This is a genomic window from Cupriavidus sp. D384, from assembly GCF_001652915.1.
Lineage (GTDB): Bacteria > Pseudomonadota > Gammaproteobacteria > Burkholderiales > Burkholderiaceae > Cupriavidus.
In genome coordinates this window covers 94,254-107,210 of sequence record NZ_BBQI01000130.1, presented here as the reverse complement: position 1 = coordinate 107,210, position 12,957 = coordinate 94,254, and the positions used below count along the sequence as shown (strand labels likewise).

General features: G+C 63.7%; 11 protein-coding genes and 1 pseudogene. 5 read left to right on the top strand and 7 right to left on the bottom strand.

Features of this window, described 5'->3' with window-relative positions; all coding sequences use genetic code 11:
• Nucleotides 1–362: 362 nt before the first annotated feature.
• The 5 genes from A9J21_RS29410 to A9J21_RS29390 form a co-directional block, all read right to left on the bottom strand.
• Entirely contained in the window at nucleotides 363–1,028 is a 666-nt protein-coding gene (locus A9J21_RS29410; protein WP_082926690.1) for a TetR/AcrR family transcriptional regulator, read from the bottom strand.
• Nucleotides 1,029–1,153: 125 nt separating this feature from the next.
• Nucleotides 1,154–2,791, bottom strand: a complete 1,638-nt coding sequence (locus A9J21_RS29405; protein ID WP_066742379.1) for a cation acetate symporter — start codon at nucleotides 2,789–2,791, stop codon at nucleotides 1,154–1,156.
• Nucleotides 2,788–3,171 (bottom strand): DUF485 domain-containing protein, encoded by a 384-nt coding sequence (locus tag A9J21_RS29400; protein WP_066742377.1) that lies wholly within the window; start codon nucleotides 3,169–3,171, stop codon nucleotides 2,788–2,790. The genes A9J21_RS29405 and A9J21_RS29400 overlap by 4 nt, the downstream gene beginning before the upstream one ends.
• A gap of 31 nt (nucleotides 3,172–3,202) precedes the next feature.
• Nucleotides 3,203–4,423, bottom strand: coding sequence for an FAD binding domain-containing protein (locus A9J21_RS29395; protein WP_066742374.1), 1,221 nt, complete (start codon nucleotides 4,421–4,423; stop codon nucleotides 3,203–3,205).
• Nucleotides 4,420–4,899, bottom strand: a complete 480-nt coding sequence (locus A9J21_RS29390) for a VOC family protein (protein ID WP_066742372.1) — start codon at nucleotides 4,897–4,899, stop codon at nucleotides 4,420–4,422. The genes A9J21_RS29395 and A9J21_RS29390 overlap by 4 nt, the downstream gene beginning before the upstream one ends.
• 173 nt (nucleotides 4,900–5,072) lie before the next feature.
• Here A9J21_RS29390 and A9J21_RS31280 point away from each other — a divergent pair.
• Nucleotides 5,073–5,250 (top strand): annotated as a pseudogene (locus A9J21_RS31280) (alpha/beta fold hydrolase); the annotation flags it as partial.
• 805 nt (nucleotides 5,251–6,055) lie between these two features.
• Here A9J21_RS31280 and A9J21_RS29385 read toward each other — a convergent pair.
• Nucleotides 6,056–6,397: a helix-turn-helix domain-containing protein gene (locus A9J21_RS29385; RefSeq protein ID WP_066742370.1), complete on the bottom strand. Its 342-nt coding sequence runs from the start codon at nucleotides 6,395–6,397 to the stop codon at nucleotides 6,056–6,058.
• A 143-nt stretch (nucleotides 6,398–6,540) separates the two neighbouring features.
• Between A9J21_RS29385 and A9J21_RS29380 the strand changes: the two genes are divergently transcribed.
• Nucleotides 6,541–7,530 (top strand): NADPH:quinone reductase, encoded by a 990-nt coding sequence (locus A9J21_RS29380; protein ID WP_066742367.1) that lies wholly within the window; start codon nucleotides 6,541–6,543, stop codon nucleotides 7,528–7,530.
• A gap of 33 nt (nucleotides 7,531–7,563) precedes the next feature.
• On the opposite strand, the gene A9J21_RS29375 is transcribed toward A9J21_RS29380, so the two are convergent.
• Nucleotides 7,564–8,817, bottom strand: a complete 1,254-nt coding sequence (locus A9J21_RS29375; protein WP_066742365.1) for a cupin domain-containing protein — start codon at nucleotides 8,815–8,817, stop codon at nucleotides 7,564–7,566.
• A 433-nt stretch (nucleotides 8,818–9,250) separates the two neighbouring features.
• Here A9J21_RS29375 and A9J21_RS29370 point away from each other — a divergent pair, with 433 nt between their 5' ends.
• The 3 genes from A9J21_RS29370 (at nucleotide 9,251) to A9J21_RS29360 (ending at nucleotide 12,812) form a co-directional block, all read left to right on the top strand.
• Nucleotides 9,251–9,634, top strand: coding sequence for an EF-hand domain-containing protein (locus A9J21_RS29370; protein WP_066742363.1), 384 nt, complete (start codon nucleotides 9,251–9,253; stop codon nucleotides 9,632–9,634).
• Between the two features lie 710 nt (nucleotides 9,635–10,344).
• Complete coding sequence (locus A9J21_RS29365) at nucleotides 10,345–11,298, top strand: HAMP domain-containing sensor histidine kinase (protein WP_156546340.1); 954 nt, start codon at nucleotides 10,345–10,347, stop codon at nucleotides 11,296–11,298.
• Nucleotides 11,299–11,516: 218 nt separating this feature from the next.
• Nucleotides 11,517–12,812: an MFS transporter gene (locus A9J21_RS29360; protein ID WP_066742360.1), complete on the top strand. Its 1,296-nt coding sequence runs from the start codon at nucleotides 11,517–11,519 to the stop codon at nucleotides 12,810–12,812.
• Nucleotides 12,813–12,957: the final 145 nt, after the last annotated feature.

Below are 12,957 nucleotides of genomic sequence, written 5' to 3'. Positions count from 1 at the left end.
TCGTCGCAAGACCATTACGCCACGGCGCAATACAGTTTTCGATGTGGCGCAACGCACGACGCGTGGGCTTGCCGAGTCTCCAGGTGGACGGACGCTCGGGTGATCAAGAAGGACAACGGCAGGCGGTCTGGCGGTCAAGCCCGTTGCGTGACGGGCCTCCGTGTCTGAGGGGGGCTATTGATGGCTGGCGCCAGCAAATCCGATTGCTGATGTCTGTGCTGTAGTTACGGCGCCCGTGAGCAGGTCTGGAAGTTCAGCAATGGCGAGGCAGTGGTTCAGGTACCGATTCGGGGAAGCTTCCGCAGCAACAACGTGGAAGTGCTGCGCGCCGTCGCCCTGGACCGACGCACCATTCAACCTGACTAGGATTTCTCTCCACGCAACTTCGCCATGGTTGCCGGCGCACCAAGCAGGAACATGTCGACTTTCTGCCGGATCATGGTCTCCATGTCTGTCGGCACCTTCAGTCCATAGACCCATTTGCGCACGCCGATATAGAAGATCGCGGCGTGCAGGCTCCAGATCATCTCGATCTCTGCGTCGGTTTCGGCGGCCGTGCGCGGAGCGGGGATATCGAAGGCCTGCCGGACCTCGGCCAGCACAGGAAGAAAGACCTTCGTGCGCAGCTTGCTCAGGTACTTGTTGTTGATGCCTTCGTGGGTCAGGCCGGCGAAGATGAAGAGCCGGATCCATTCCTCGCGCAGGATCACAGACGAATAGTCCAGATAGAAGGCGTGCAGCCGCTCAGTGAGTGGCAGGGAGCGGTCCGTGATCTGGCGGTCCCAGTCCGGGCGCCACTGGAAGACCTCGTTGTAGACGCGCTCGATCAGCGCGTCCTTGCTGGCGAAGTACCGATAGAGCAGCGGCTGCGTGACGCCAATTTGCTTGGCCAGCTCACGGGTACTGCCGCCGAAGCCATTGCGGGTGAAGTGCTCGATGGCCTTTTCGACGATCTGCTGCTCCCGCTCCTCGGGCAATAGGCGCCGGGTGGATTTGGCAGCGACCTCTTCGGTGGCGCGTGGCTCCATAGCTGTCTCTCTCGGTCTGTATTGTTCGGGTAATGGCCCCGATTCTACCAATCGCCTGATCAACAAGAAAAGGCGGCGCGCCTGTTGCTGGCGGCCGCCCTGAATACGCGTCTATGGCGGGTGTGTCAGTGGCCGGATCGGGTTGTGATGCCCAGTTCGCAGTCCACGCGCTGGTTCTGGTAGGCATTGCGTTCCCAGACGCCGCGGGCCGAACGGTCGGTTACGGAAAACGCGTAGATGCCTGCAAACGCCACCAGCATCGAGAACAGCGCCGGATACTCGTACGGGTAGATAGCCGACGCGTGGCCCAGGACCTGCACCCACACCGTCGGGCTCAGGATCGTCAGTACCACGGCGGTAATCAGCCCCATCATGCCGCCCATGACCGCGCCGCGCGTCGTCAGGCCGCGCCAGTAGATCGACAGCAGCAGCACTGGGAAGTTGGAGCTGGCGGCAATCGAGAACGTCAGGCTGACGATGAACGCAATGGTCTGCTTCTCGAACAGGATGCCCAGCAGGATCGACAGCACGCCCAGTACCAGTGTGGTGATGCGCGACACGCGCATTTCGTCCTTGTCCGACGCGCGTCCCTTGCAGATCACCGTGGCGTACAAATCGTGCGAGATGGCCGAAGAACCGGCCAGCGTCAGCCCTGCCACCACGGCGAGGATCGTCGAGAATGCCACCGCACAGATGAATCCCAGGAAGACACTGCCGCCAACGGCGTGGGCCAGGTGCACGGCCACCATGTTGATGCCGCCGATCACGGCGCCAGACGCGGTGTGGTACAGCGGGTCCTTGGCGACCAGCGCTATCGTGCCGAAGCCGATGATGATGATCATCGCGTAGCCCATGCCGACGATGCCGGTGGCATACAGCACGCTCTTGCGGGCAGCCTTGACGTTGCTGACCGTGAAGAAGCGCATCAGGATGTGCGGCAGGCCCGCCGTGCCGAAGATCAGCGCCAGACCCAGCGACACCGCCGAGACCGGATCGGAGACCAGGCCGCCCGGACGCATGATGGCGTCCTGCTTGCCGTGGGCGGCGATGGCATGGTCGAACAGGCTGTTCAGGCTGAAGCCGAAGCGGCTCATCACCATGCATGCCATGAACGCGCAGCCGGCCAGCAGCATCACGGCCTTGATGATCTGGATCCACGTGGTAGCCAGCATGCCGCCGAAGAACACGTAGATCACCATCAGCACGCCAACCAGCACGACGGCCGAGGTGTAGTTGAAACCGAACAACAGTTCCACGAGCTTGCCCGCGCCGACCATCTGCGATACCAGGTAAAGCAGCACGATCACGATGGAACTCGACGCCGAGAACGCGCGGATTGGCCGCTGCCGCAAGCGGTAGGACAGCACATCGGCCAGCGTGTAGCGCCCCAAGTTGCGCAAGGGCTCGGCGATCAGGAACAGGATGATGGGCCAGCTTGCCAGAAAGCCGATCGAATAGATCAGGCCGTCGTAGCCGCTGGTGAACACCAGCGCCGAGATGCCCAGCAGCGATGCGGCGGACATATAGTCGCCTGCGATGGCCCAGCCGTTCTGCATGGCTGTGATCTTGCCGCCGGCGGCGTAGTGGTCGGCCACGCTGTTGTTGCGCCGGGCCGCCCAGCGGGTGATAGCCAGCGTGGCCACCACGAAGACGACGAACATGCCGATGGCGATGCCGTTCAGGCCCTGGCCCACGGGCGGGGTTGCGGCGAAGGCGGGCGTCGCCGCCGCAAGCGCGGCAACAAAGGTCAGCGTGCGATTCATGACGGTTCTCCGTCGCGGATGTCCGCGATCATCCGGTCGTAGACCGTGTTGGTGCGATAGACATAGATGGCGACGAGCGCGAAGGTGAATGCGAACATGCCGAACCCGATGGGAATGCCGACGCTCATCGGCTGGTCCGCCGACAGTCGCTGAGCCAGCAGGTCCGGGCGGAAGGCCAGCGTGAGGATAAAGCCGAAATACACCAGCAGCATGGCGGCGGTGAGCGACCACGAAAAACGTCGACGCGTGCGGTGCAGATGCGTGAAATCCTCACGGGCGAGCATCGGATGCGGTGTCGGCGGCGCGTCGATGGCGTCTGGATCCTCATTTGCGCTGTAGCGCGCGACGCGCGGAGCGGTTTGGGGGGCGGCTTGAGGCATGGTTGTCTCCTTGTGTTGTTGTCCTTGCCGGTCAGAACCGGCGCGATACGGCGGTCTCTCGCATCACCGCTTCGGGCGTGCGATAGCGTTCGGCCATGGCGCGGTCTTCGTCGCTTTTGAGTTGAGCCTGCATATAGGCACCCAAGTGACGCGCGTGCTCGACAATGGCCTGTCCGACCTGCACGCGTTCGGCGCTGTAGGTTTCGAGTCCGGCTTCGATCGTCGATGCGTTCGACAGCGCCCGCGCCAGGGCCATCGCATCGCCGGCGGCCTTGGTGACGCCCATCCCGCAGTGCGGCCGGGCCACAAAGGCGGCGTCGCCCAGCAGTGCAACCCGGCCGAAAGCCATTTGCGGGACGGTCAGGTCGTAGATCGGCTGGAACAGTGGTTGGGCCGTCCGGGCCACGACTTCGGCGAACTGGGGCGCGAGCAGGCCAGCCGCGGCGCATTCCATGTCGGTGAGGACGTCGGGACGGATCAGTCCCGGCGGAATGCCGGTCGCCCAGTACTTGCCATTGGCGTCGGTAAGGAGGTCGACCAGTTCGCTGTCGCCGGTGGCGCGGTACCAGACGAAATTGAACCGCCGCTGGCCTGGCGTGGTGGCATTGCGCTCGCCAGCGACCGGGTAGCCGAGGATCTGTTCGTGTGGGGGCAGGCAGAAGGCGAACTTGTCGAAAATCGCGGCGTGGGTTTCCGGGGTCAGATCGGTTTCGTCGACCAGGCCGCGCCAGGCGATGTAGCCAGCGTATTCAAGTTGGGCGGACGGCAGCAGTTGTTCACGGACAGCGGAGCGGAAGCCATCGGCGGCGATGACCATGTCGGCGCGGTGCGTCGAACCATCTTTAAGCGTGACTTCCGCATGATCGGCATGCGAAGCCACCGCCGTGACATGCGTGTTGGTGCAATAAACACCTGAAAAGGCCTTGCCCAGTACCTCGTACATCTTGCCCCAGGCGGTCAAGGTCTGCGGCAATTCGCGGTCGGACACGGCGCTGCCGTCGCGGGCCAGCGTCACGCGGGTGTTGACCGATACGCCGATCGTGTCGTCGACTGTCACGCCGACAGCCGCCAGCGCTTCGAACAGTTCGGGGTGCGTGACAATGCCGGCGCCCCGTCCGGTCAGGGCTTCGGGCGTGCGCTCGAAGATCTCCACCTGCCAGCCGCTGCGCGTGAGAAGGTTGGCGGCAAAGAGCCCGCCGACGGAGCCGCCGATCACGATGGCCTTGCGCGGGGACGATTGGGTGGGGGTCATGCTGCGGCTCCTGCTTCAGCTTGCGGGTGTTGCTGCAGGGTCAGGCCTGCCACTTCTTCGGCGGGGTAGTTGAGTTCGATCGTGACGCCGGACGGGTCTTCGATGAACACCTGGTGCAGGCCCAGGCTAGGGACGGTGCGGTCGCGCCAGGCAATGCCCTCGGCGCGCAGCGCTTCCCACATGACAGCGACACCTGTTGCCAGGAAGGCGATGTGATCGACGGTGCCCGTGCCAGCTTCCGGCAGCGACTTGTCGCCCAGATAGGCCGTCAGGCCGTCGGGATTATTCGGGTCGATGCCGATGATGTGAACCGTGCCGAAATACCGTTCGTCGTCGCCCATGTAGAGCCAGGCGCCGGGGAAGTCGAACGGCGGCCGGTATCCGCGCCGAAACCCGAGGACGCGTTCGTAGAATGCGCACGACCGCTCGAGGTCCGTTGTCCGGATCGAATAGTGTGCGAGCTTGGTTATCGCCATGGCTGCCTCCAGTAAATTATCAAGCGATCAGTGATCGATTGATAAATGGTAGTGTCCGAAGGAAGGTTAGCCAAGCACCAGGAGGGTGGTATTTACCCTAGCTCGGCAGGCTTGGGGAGTCCGCTGCATTGAGTCGCGGCGTCAGGCCGAGGAATAGTGGACGCGCTCGAAATCCGCAGGACGCCGAGGACAACCGGAAGTCGCTGGCGACGAAGACAGAACGAGGCGATTGCCATGCGTAACGCCGCCACCAACGTGCAGGAACTTGTCATTCCCAACGCCGGGCACTGGCTGATGGAAGAACAGCCGAAAGCCACCGTCAGCGCGATCGTCACCTTTCTGGGGCAATAGGTCGGGCCAGGTCAGGCGTTTGCCAATGGGAGGCGCCCAGTCAGGATTACCTGGGCAGGAATTCCCCTGACGCGTGTCGTCTAGCCACGTTCCACCATCGCTCGAATGAACTCTCGCTAGGAAGGTGGCTGGGCTGGCTCCATTTGCCAGCCGTCTGGGCATCGCCTGACATTCGGGTAATAGCCGTCGGGGTGGTCGCAGTGATATCGCCAGCCGCTTGCCGGTGCCCCTTCAGACCCGGCAGCCTTGTTCTTTTTCCCGGGATACTGCGCCGGGGGAGCGGCGTAGCCGGAGTCGGCTGGGTAGTATGCCCAGCCGTCGTACGGGTATTCCCACGCGGCAGGCCACACAGGGCCTACCGCAAGAAACACAACGCGTCCACGGCCATGGCCATGGCGCAACCCGTCATGGCGAAAGACGCCGTTGCCATGAAAGCCGCGGCCCTGCGGGCTCCCGCCGGGCATGCTCCGGACGAAGCCACCGCCGAAGCCCCCGCTTGGGGCTCCGCCACGGCCTGCGGCCAGTGTGGGCGTGCTGGCTGCCAGGGCGGCTCCCGCCAGCAACGCCAGGGCGATCCTGCGAAACCTGCGCCCGTTCATGATGCGTCCCCTGCTTGGCTTTCTCGATCTCCGGCGCTTGCACTCCGCGTCGCCTTGCCTGCTGACGAACGTCGCACCGTTATTCCGTTAACCATTGAAGGGTAGGATTTATTCCCGCCATCTGCCGTACGGATGCCGGTTTCGAAACGTCTTCTTCCCGTCACTCCGCAGTTGGATCTGCTGCCGGTCCCTGCTGTCGGCCCGGACTAGCGACGCGCCGTTTGCTCCAGCCGTTCAATATAGGCGTCGCCCCATTTCTTCATCTCCGCCAGCACGGGCGCCAGCGTGGTGCCGAACTCGGTCAACGAGTATTCGACGCGCGGAGGCACCTCTGCGAAAACCTCGCGGGTCACGATGCCGTCCGATTCAAGCTCTCGAAGCTGCAGCGTCAGCGAGCGCTGCGTGACATTTCCGATCAGGCGCTGCAATTCGCCGAACCGCTTCGTGCCATTCATCAGATAGTGGACGATCAGGGGCTTCCATTTGCCGCCCGCGACGTCGACCGTTGCCGCGACCGAGCACTGATACGCGGTAGCCGAAGAGGTCATGCCTGCTCCCAATAGGATACTTTTTACCCCTATATATCAAAGTTGTGCCTTCTTGTGGAAAAGCGGTCAGCCGCCGATAGTCCGGGCTTTGTTGCGCTGGTCGTCGATTGGCGCCGACGGCGCTTGTTCAAGGAGCGGGATTGATGAAAGCGGCCTATTACGAACGGCAGGGCAAGGCATCCGACGTGCTGAAGCTCGGCGAGTTTCCGATACCACAACCGGGGCCCGGCGAAGTTCGGGTGCGGATCCATGCGTCCGGCCTGAACCCTAGCGATATCAAGGCGCGTACCGGCTTTTCCGGGCCGGCCGCATTTCCTCTGGTCATTCCGCATCAGGACGGTGCCGGCGTGATTGACGCGGTGGGTGCCGACGTGGCACCGGCACGCATCGGCGAGCGGGTATGGCTGTTCGAAACGCAGTATCGTCGCGCCTTTGGTACCGCAGCGGACCATGCCGTGGTTCCGGCCAGGCAAGCCGTTCCGCTGCCCGGCAACGTATCGTTCGAAGTCGGCGCCTGTCTGGGCGTGCCGGCGCTGACCGCGCATCGCTGCCTGTTCGCGGACGGCGACATCAAGGGGCAGGCCGTTCTGGTCCACGGGGGGGCGGGGGCGGTCGGGACTGCAGCCATCCTGCTGGCGAAATGGGCCGGTGCCTGGGTGGCGGCCACCGTTTCAACGCCCGCCCAGGCAGATGCTGCGCGACGCGCGGGGGCGGACGTTGTTATCGATCGATGGTCGCAGGATGTGCCGGCGATCGTGATGTCCGAAACCAGGCGGAAGGGCGTCGACAGGATCGTGGACGTCAGCCTGCAAGACAATCTCGACGTCGATATGGGCTGCCTGGCCAATGGCGGCATCATCAGCGCCTATGCCGTGGCGGCTGCCAGCGACCACTTGCCGCTGCCTTTGCTGAAGGCCATGATTGCCGGCTGCACATTCCGGTTCGTCTACATCTACACCGTGCCGGAGGCGGCAAAGTCCGCAGCCGTTTCGGCGATCGGCCAATGTCTTGCGGATGGCGCCTATGCGCCGACGATAGGCATGCAGGTGGCGCTGGATGCCATCGTCGAAGCGCACGAGGCTCAGGAGTCCGGCCGCGTGATTGGCAAGATCATCGTCAAGCCCATGCTCTAGCTGTTCTGGGCGACGCTGGGGCTGCCTCCGCGTTCATGCCGGTACGATGTCGGGGCGGTCACGCGGGAACTGCGCCAGAGTCTCGGCGCTGATGTTCAGCGTCTGCATGACCATCTCGGGTGGCGTGTGCGCGAGCCAGTCGGACAGCGAGACCTCTGCGAAGTGGTCGGCCTTGAAGACCTCGACCATGATCAGGTCCGTGTTGCCGACGTTCTGCACGTAGTGGCCCAGCCCCTTTTTCACGTAGCCGATATCGCCGGCATTGAAGTCGGCGGTCATTGCCTTGGGGCCCGTGTCGAACACCGTCATGCGGCCTTTGCCCTGGATGTAGTACTGCCATTCGTCGGCGTTCGGGTGCCAGTGCAGTTCACGCAGGCCGCCCGGGTGGACGGTGACCAGCGCCGCTGCAATGTTCTGCGAGATCTTGAAATTCCGCCCGTCGGCGATCTGCACACGGCCGCTGCGCGTCTTGCGTACCGGCGTGGAGTCCGACAGCGAGAACGTCACCGGCACGGCGGGTGGGCCTTTCTTCGAAGCCGAGGCGCGCTGCGCGGCCGCGAGCGGGCCGGGTTCCTTGCCCTGGAAGATCCAGAGGTTGTCGACGGGAATATCCCTGAACGACTCGACAGGCACGCCGAAGTTGGCGGCCAGCACGTCAGGTGGCGTGTGCGCGATCCAGTCGGTGACCAGCAGCGTGTTGAATTCCGATGCCATGCCGTTATCGAACGCGATCAGGAATTCCGCGCCGGTGGCACCGGCACCCTGCAGCGAATGAGGCAGGCCCGGCGGGAAGTACCAGAGGTCGCCAGCCTTGACGTCCTGCACCGAGGGGCGGCCTTCCTCGTCGAGCGTCGTGATGCGGCACTTGCCGTCGAGCATGATGGCCCATTCGGCCTGCTGGTGCCAGTGCATCTCGCGAATGCCTCCGGCCGACAGCCGCATGTTCACGCCGGAGATGTCTTTGGAGATGGCGAAGTCTTCCTGCGTGACCTCGCGCGCCCATCCGCCGTTCTGGATCCGCTTGTGGGCATTGTTGAACGACGACCAGAATTGCGGCATGCCGTTGACGTCGGTGGCGGGCGCATCCTGGAACGACGGAAACTGCTGCGCCAGGGCATCGTTGTGCGGGCCGGGATCGGTCAGCCCCTGCCGGTTGCGCGCGTTGATCGCGCCTTCGGGCGGACGGTCGGGATTGCCGAACGACGCCGCATGCGCCGATGCTGCGGCCGCTGCAAACGCGGTGGTTGCCGCGCCGATCATTACCTTTCGCCTGGTCAGGTCAGTCATGATGAATTCCCTTTTTTCTTGATTGGGCAGTCCGGCACGCAGCTCAGCAGACTGAAGCGCGTGGACCGTGAATCAAGGTTAGGCAGCGACCTTGGCCTCGCCTATCAGACCATCACCATGGTGGCGCTATACGTTGGTTTGCCGGCCCGGACCGCGACGACAATCAGGCGTTGCCGACGAAAGCGAGAACGATCGCCTGAAGGAGGGGTGACAAGCCGGGCCGCAACCGCAAGCCATTGCCAAATCACATGTTTCGGAGGGGTTTTCCCTGGCAGTGTCCCGAGGCATCAAACGACGGTCCCAAAATGTCAAATGGCCGGCCGATTTTTCGCCAATACTTGGACGGATAGCCGCGCGGGCTTCGCTGTCCCGGAATGGCTCCGCCAGCCCCGCCGGACCATCGTCGCAAAAAACGAAAAGTCGAGGAGAAAAAATGGACCGAATGAACTGCCTTGTTGCTGCCTTCGCCTTGTCGATCAGCCTTGCCAGCGGTTTTGCCAGCGCACAGGCTTCGCAACCCATGGCGCCGGTGGCGCCGCCTGCCACCACCGATGTCAACGAGGTTCCACAGCCGCCCCAGGGGATGACGCCGGGCGATCGCAAGAAGTGGTTCATGGAACGGTTCAAGGCCGCGGACACCGATCATGACGGCAAACTGACCCGCGAAGAGGCACGCGTCGGGATGCCGGAGGTCTACAGGCGTTTCGACAAGATCGATACCCGCAAGCACGGCTACGTAACCGAGCGCCAGGTTGGCGCCGCCTGGTCAAAGATGATTCAGGACGATATGCAGAAGAAGAACCCGATCATCAATTAAGGCGGGCAAGCGCCGGGCTGACGGCAGCCCGGTGCTTGCCGGGAACTCGTGTAGTGAGAGTTCCATTAATGGGCATGGGCGCCTCCAGCGGCCGGACGACCGATGCGGGACGCCTGGCGAGGGCGTATTGGAAGGCGCACGTCCTGCCGTCGCGAGGCCGCAACCCCTTGAAAGCAAAGCGGGAAATACATGCGAGTTGCGGATCGGGAAAGTGCCGGGTATGATCCATTCGCTCATGTAGTGTTCCCTGTATGAAATGTGGGGGGCAAAGGCACACGTTGTGATGCATCGCAGCGAAATGCCACGCCGGCACCCCGCATCGATCCGTGCCATACGCCGTGCCATACGACCTGCGGTGGCCCGCGATTACCGGCATGACCATACTTTCGTATGACTGCCCGCCTATGATGGTTTGCGTCGTCGTTGCAGATCGTCAGTCTGCCTGCCACACCATTTAGCCAATCTTCATTTCGTAAATGCCGGCGCAAATGCTGGTATAGGGGCACTCACCTGCCGGGCTGATGGTGCGTTGCACGCAAACCATGGTGTCATTCGGCCGCGCCGTTCGGAGAAGCGGCAATCGGAGAATGACCATGACCATGGACACGGCTGCGCCACCAAACGTTTCTTCCCAGTCTTCCGTGTATGCGGGCCGGACCAACCGGGCAGCAATTGCCCTGTGGAGCTGGCACTGGTCCCGCATCGGGCGAATGTGGTACGCAGTGGCACTGGCCGTGCTGCTCCTGCTGCTTGCGGCGGAGTGGCCGGGTGTCAGTGGGCCCGTGGCCGCCGCGATGCCTCGCACGGGCATCGCGCTGATTGCCTTGTTGTTCTTCGGCGCCGGCGCGGGGCTGATCGCGGCGGTCTGCGTGCAACGCATGCTCGGGCTGCGGGCCGCCGTGGTGGCGCTGGCTGCGCAACTGGAGCAGTTGTCCGGCACCGAACCCGGACGCAGCGAGCCATTGCCCGAGATGGGCGCTTCCCCGATCAACCAGCTGATCCGCGCGATCAACGACGCCCGGCGCCGGTGTGCCGAGCGAGAGTCGGAATGGCTGACGATGCAGGCATCGTGTGCTCACGACCTGCGCACGCCGCTGACGCGCATGGTGCTGCGCTGCGACCTGATCGAGGATGCGTCGCTGCGCGCCGCGATGGAGCGCGATCTGGACGAGATGCGCGAACTTGCCGAGGCCGGGCTGGCTTGCGCCCGCATGCAAAGCGGATTGGCGCAGAAGCTGCGGAAGGTGGACGCCGACGGCATGCTGGCGGCGCTGGTTCAGAACTATCGCGATGCGGGCTGCACGCTGGCGCTGGACGGGCTGGTGGGGCGGCCGGTGGTCACGTGTCCGCATGCGCTGCGCCGCATCCTGGTCAATCTGGTCGACAACGCGTTCCGCTATGGCAACAACGTCCGCGTGCGGGTGCGCGCCGAAGGCGGGCGCCTGCATCTTGCCGTGCTCGATTCGGGACCGGGCATTGCTCCCACTGAACTGGACGCCGTGTTCATGCCCTGGTATCGATCGCCTGAAACCGCTGCGCGCGGGCCGGGCAGCGGGCTGGGCCTGGCCATCGCCCGCCGGCTGGCCCAGGCCATTCGCGGCGACCTGGCGCTGCGGAACCGCCACGAGGGCGGGCTCGAAGCGCGCCTGTCGTTGCCCCTGTGACGGCAACGCGTTCGGGCTTGCCGTGCCCGAACGCGCCCGCACCCTCGCTTCTTCCAGATAAATGCCGGGCGCCTCGCCCGGCATTTGCCTTTGCCGAACGCCTTCCTGGTCCGCCTTCGCAGATGGGGCGGGCCCATCGGCGATTGCCGTGTCGAATTGATTGCCGGGCTGTATCATCACCGGTCGCCCCAGGCAGTACTTCAGAACGGCATTCAACGATGACAACAACCAATAAAATAAGTCAAACCTCGTTACCGGGTGCATGGGTTCCCGGCTGGTATGCGGAACTCGGCCCCGATGGCAAGCGCGCTTTCAAGGCGTCGTTTGCCGGCTGGGCGACCGATGCATTCGACTTCATGGTGTTCAGCTTCGTGCTGGCATCCCTGATCGATCTATGGGGGCTGGATCGCGCCAAGGCCGGGCTGCTGGGCACCGTCACCTTGATCTTCTCGTCGATTGGCGGCTGGATTGCCGGCATGCTGGCCGACCGCTACGGACGTGTCAGGGTACTGCAGTGGACCATTCTGTGGTTCTCGTTCTGCACGCTGGCGATCGGTTTTGCGCAGAACTTCGAGCAGATTTTCGTGTTGCGCGCGCTGCAGGGGCTGGGCTTCGGCGGCGAATGGGCGGTTGGCGCGGTGCTGATCGGCGAAATTATCGCACCGCAACACCGCGGGAAAGCGGTAGGGCTGGTGCAGAGCGGCTGGGCGGTAGGCTGGGGGGTTGCGGCCATTCTCTACAGCATCGCATTCACATTGCTGCCCGAGTCCATTGCGTGGCGCAGCCTGTTCTGGGTGGGCATCCTGCCCGCACTGCTGGTGCTCTACGTGCGCAGGCATGTGCCGGAACCGCAGGTCTTTGTCACGGATTCTGCCAGGCGGGAAAAAGGCGAGCGGGTCTCGGTATGGGCGATCTTCGCCCCGTCGCTGCTGCGCCGCACGGTGCTGGGCGCGCTGCTGTGTACCGGCATCCAGGGCGGCTTCTATGCGATGTCCACCTGGCTGCCCGCGTATCTGCGGATCGAGCGGCATCTGTCGGTATTCGATACAGGCGCCTACCTGTTCGTGATCATCGCGGGCTCGTTCTGCGGTTATGTCGTGGGGGCGTACCTGGCCGACTATTGGGGCCGGCGGCGCAACTTCATGATGTTCTCGGTGCTGTCGATGGTGTCGGTGTACCTGTACCTGACGCTTCCCTTGTCGAACCAGCAGATGCTGTGGCTTGGTTTTCCGCTGGGCTTCTCGTCGTGCGGCATCTTCAGCGGCGTTGGGGCCTACCTGACGGAACTGTATCCGTCGGAATCGCGCGCGAACGGCCAGAGCTTTACCTACAACTTCGGACGCGGCATTGGCGCGCTTTTTCCGGGACTGGTCGGGATACTGAGCCATTCCGCCAGCCTTGCCACCGCCATCACCATCTTCTCGGGCGCGGCCTACGGCGTGGTGCTGCTGACAGTGCTGCTGCTGCCGGAGACCAGGGGCGCCTCTCTCGAAGGGCAGCCCGCCAGCGATTAACCTGGCGCCGAAGCAGCAGGGTTTTGTATCACTACGTATCAGGCCGGACGGCTGAAGCACGGTGATACGGGGACCCCATGCGGTGACACACCCGCGATACGTCCTCGTCGCCTAATGGACTCCCGATCACCGAACTCGCGGAGCC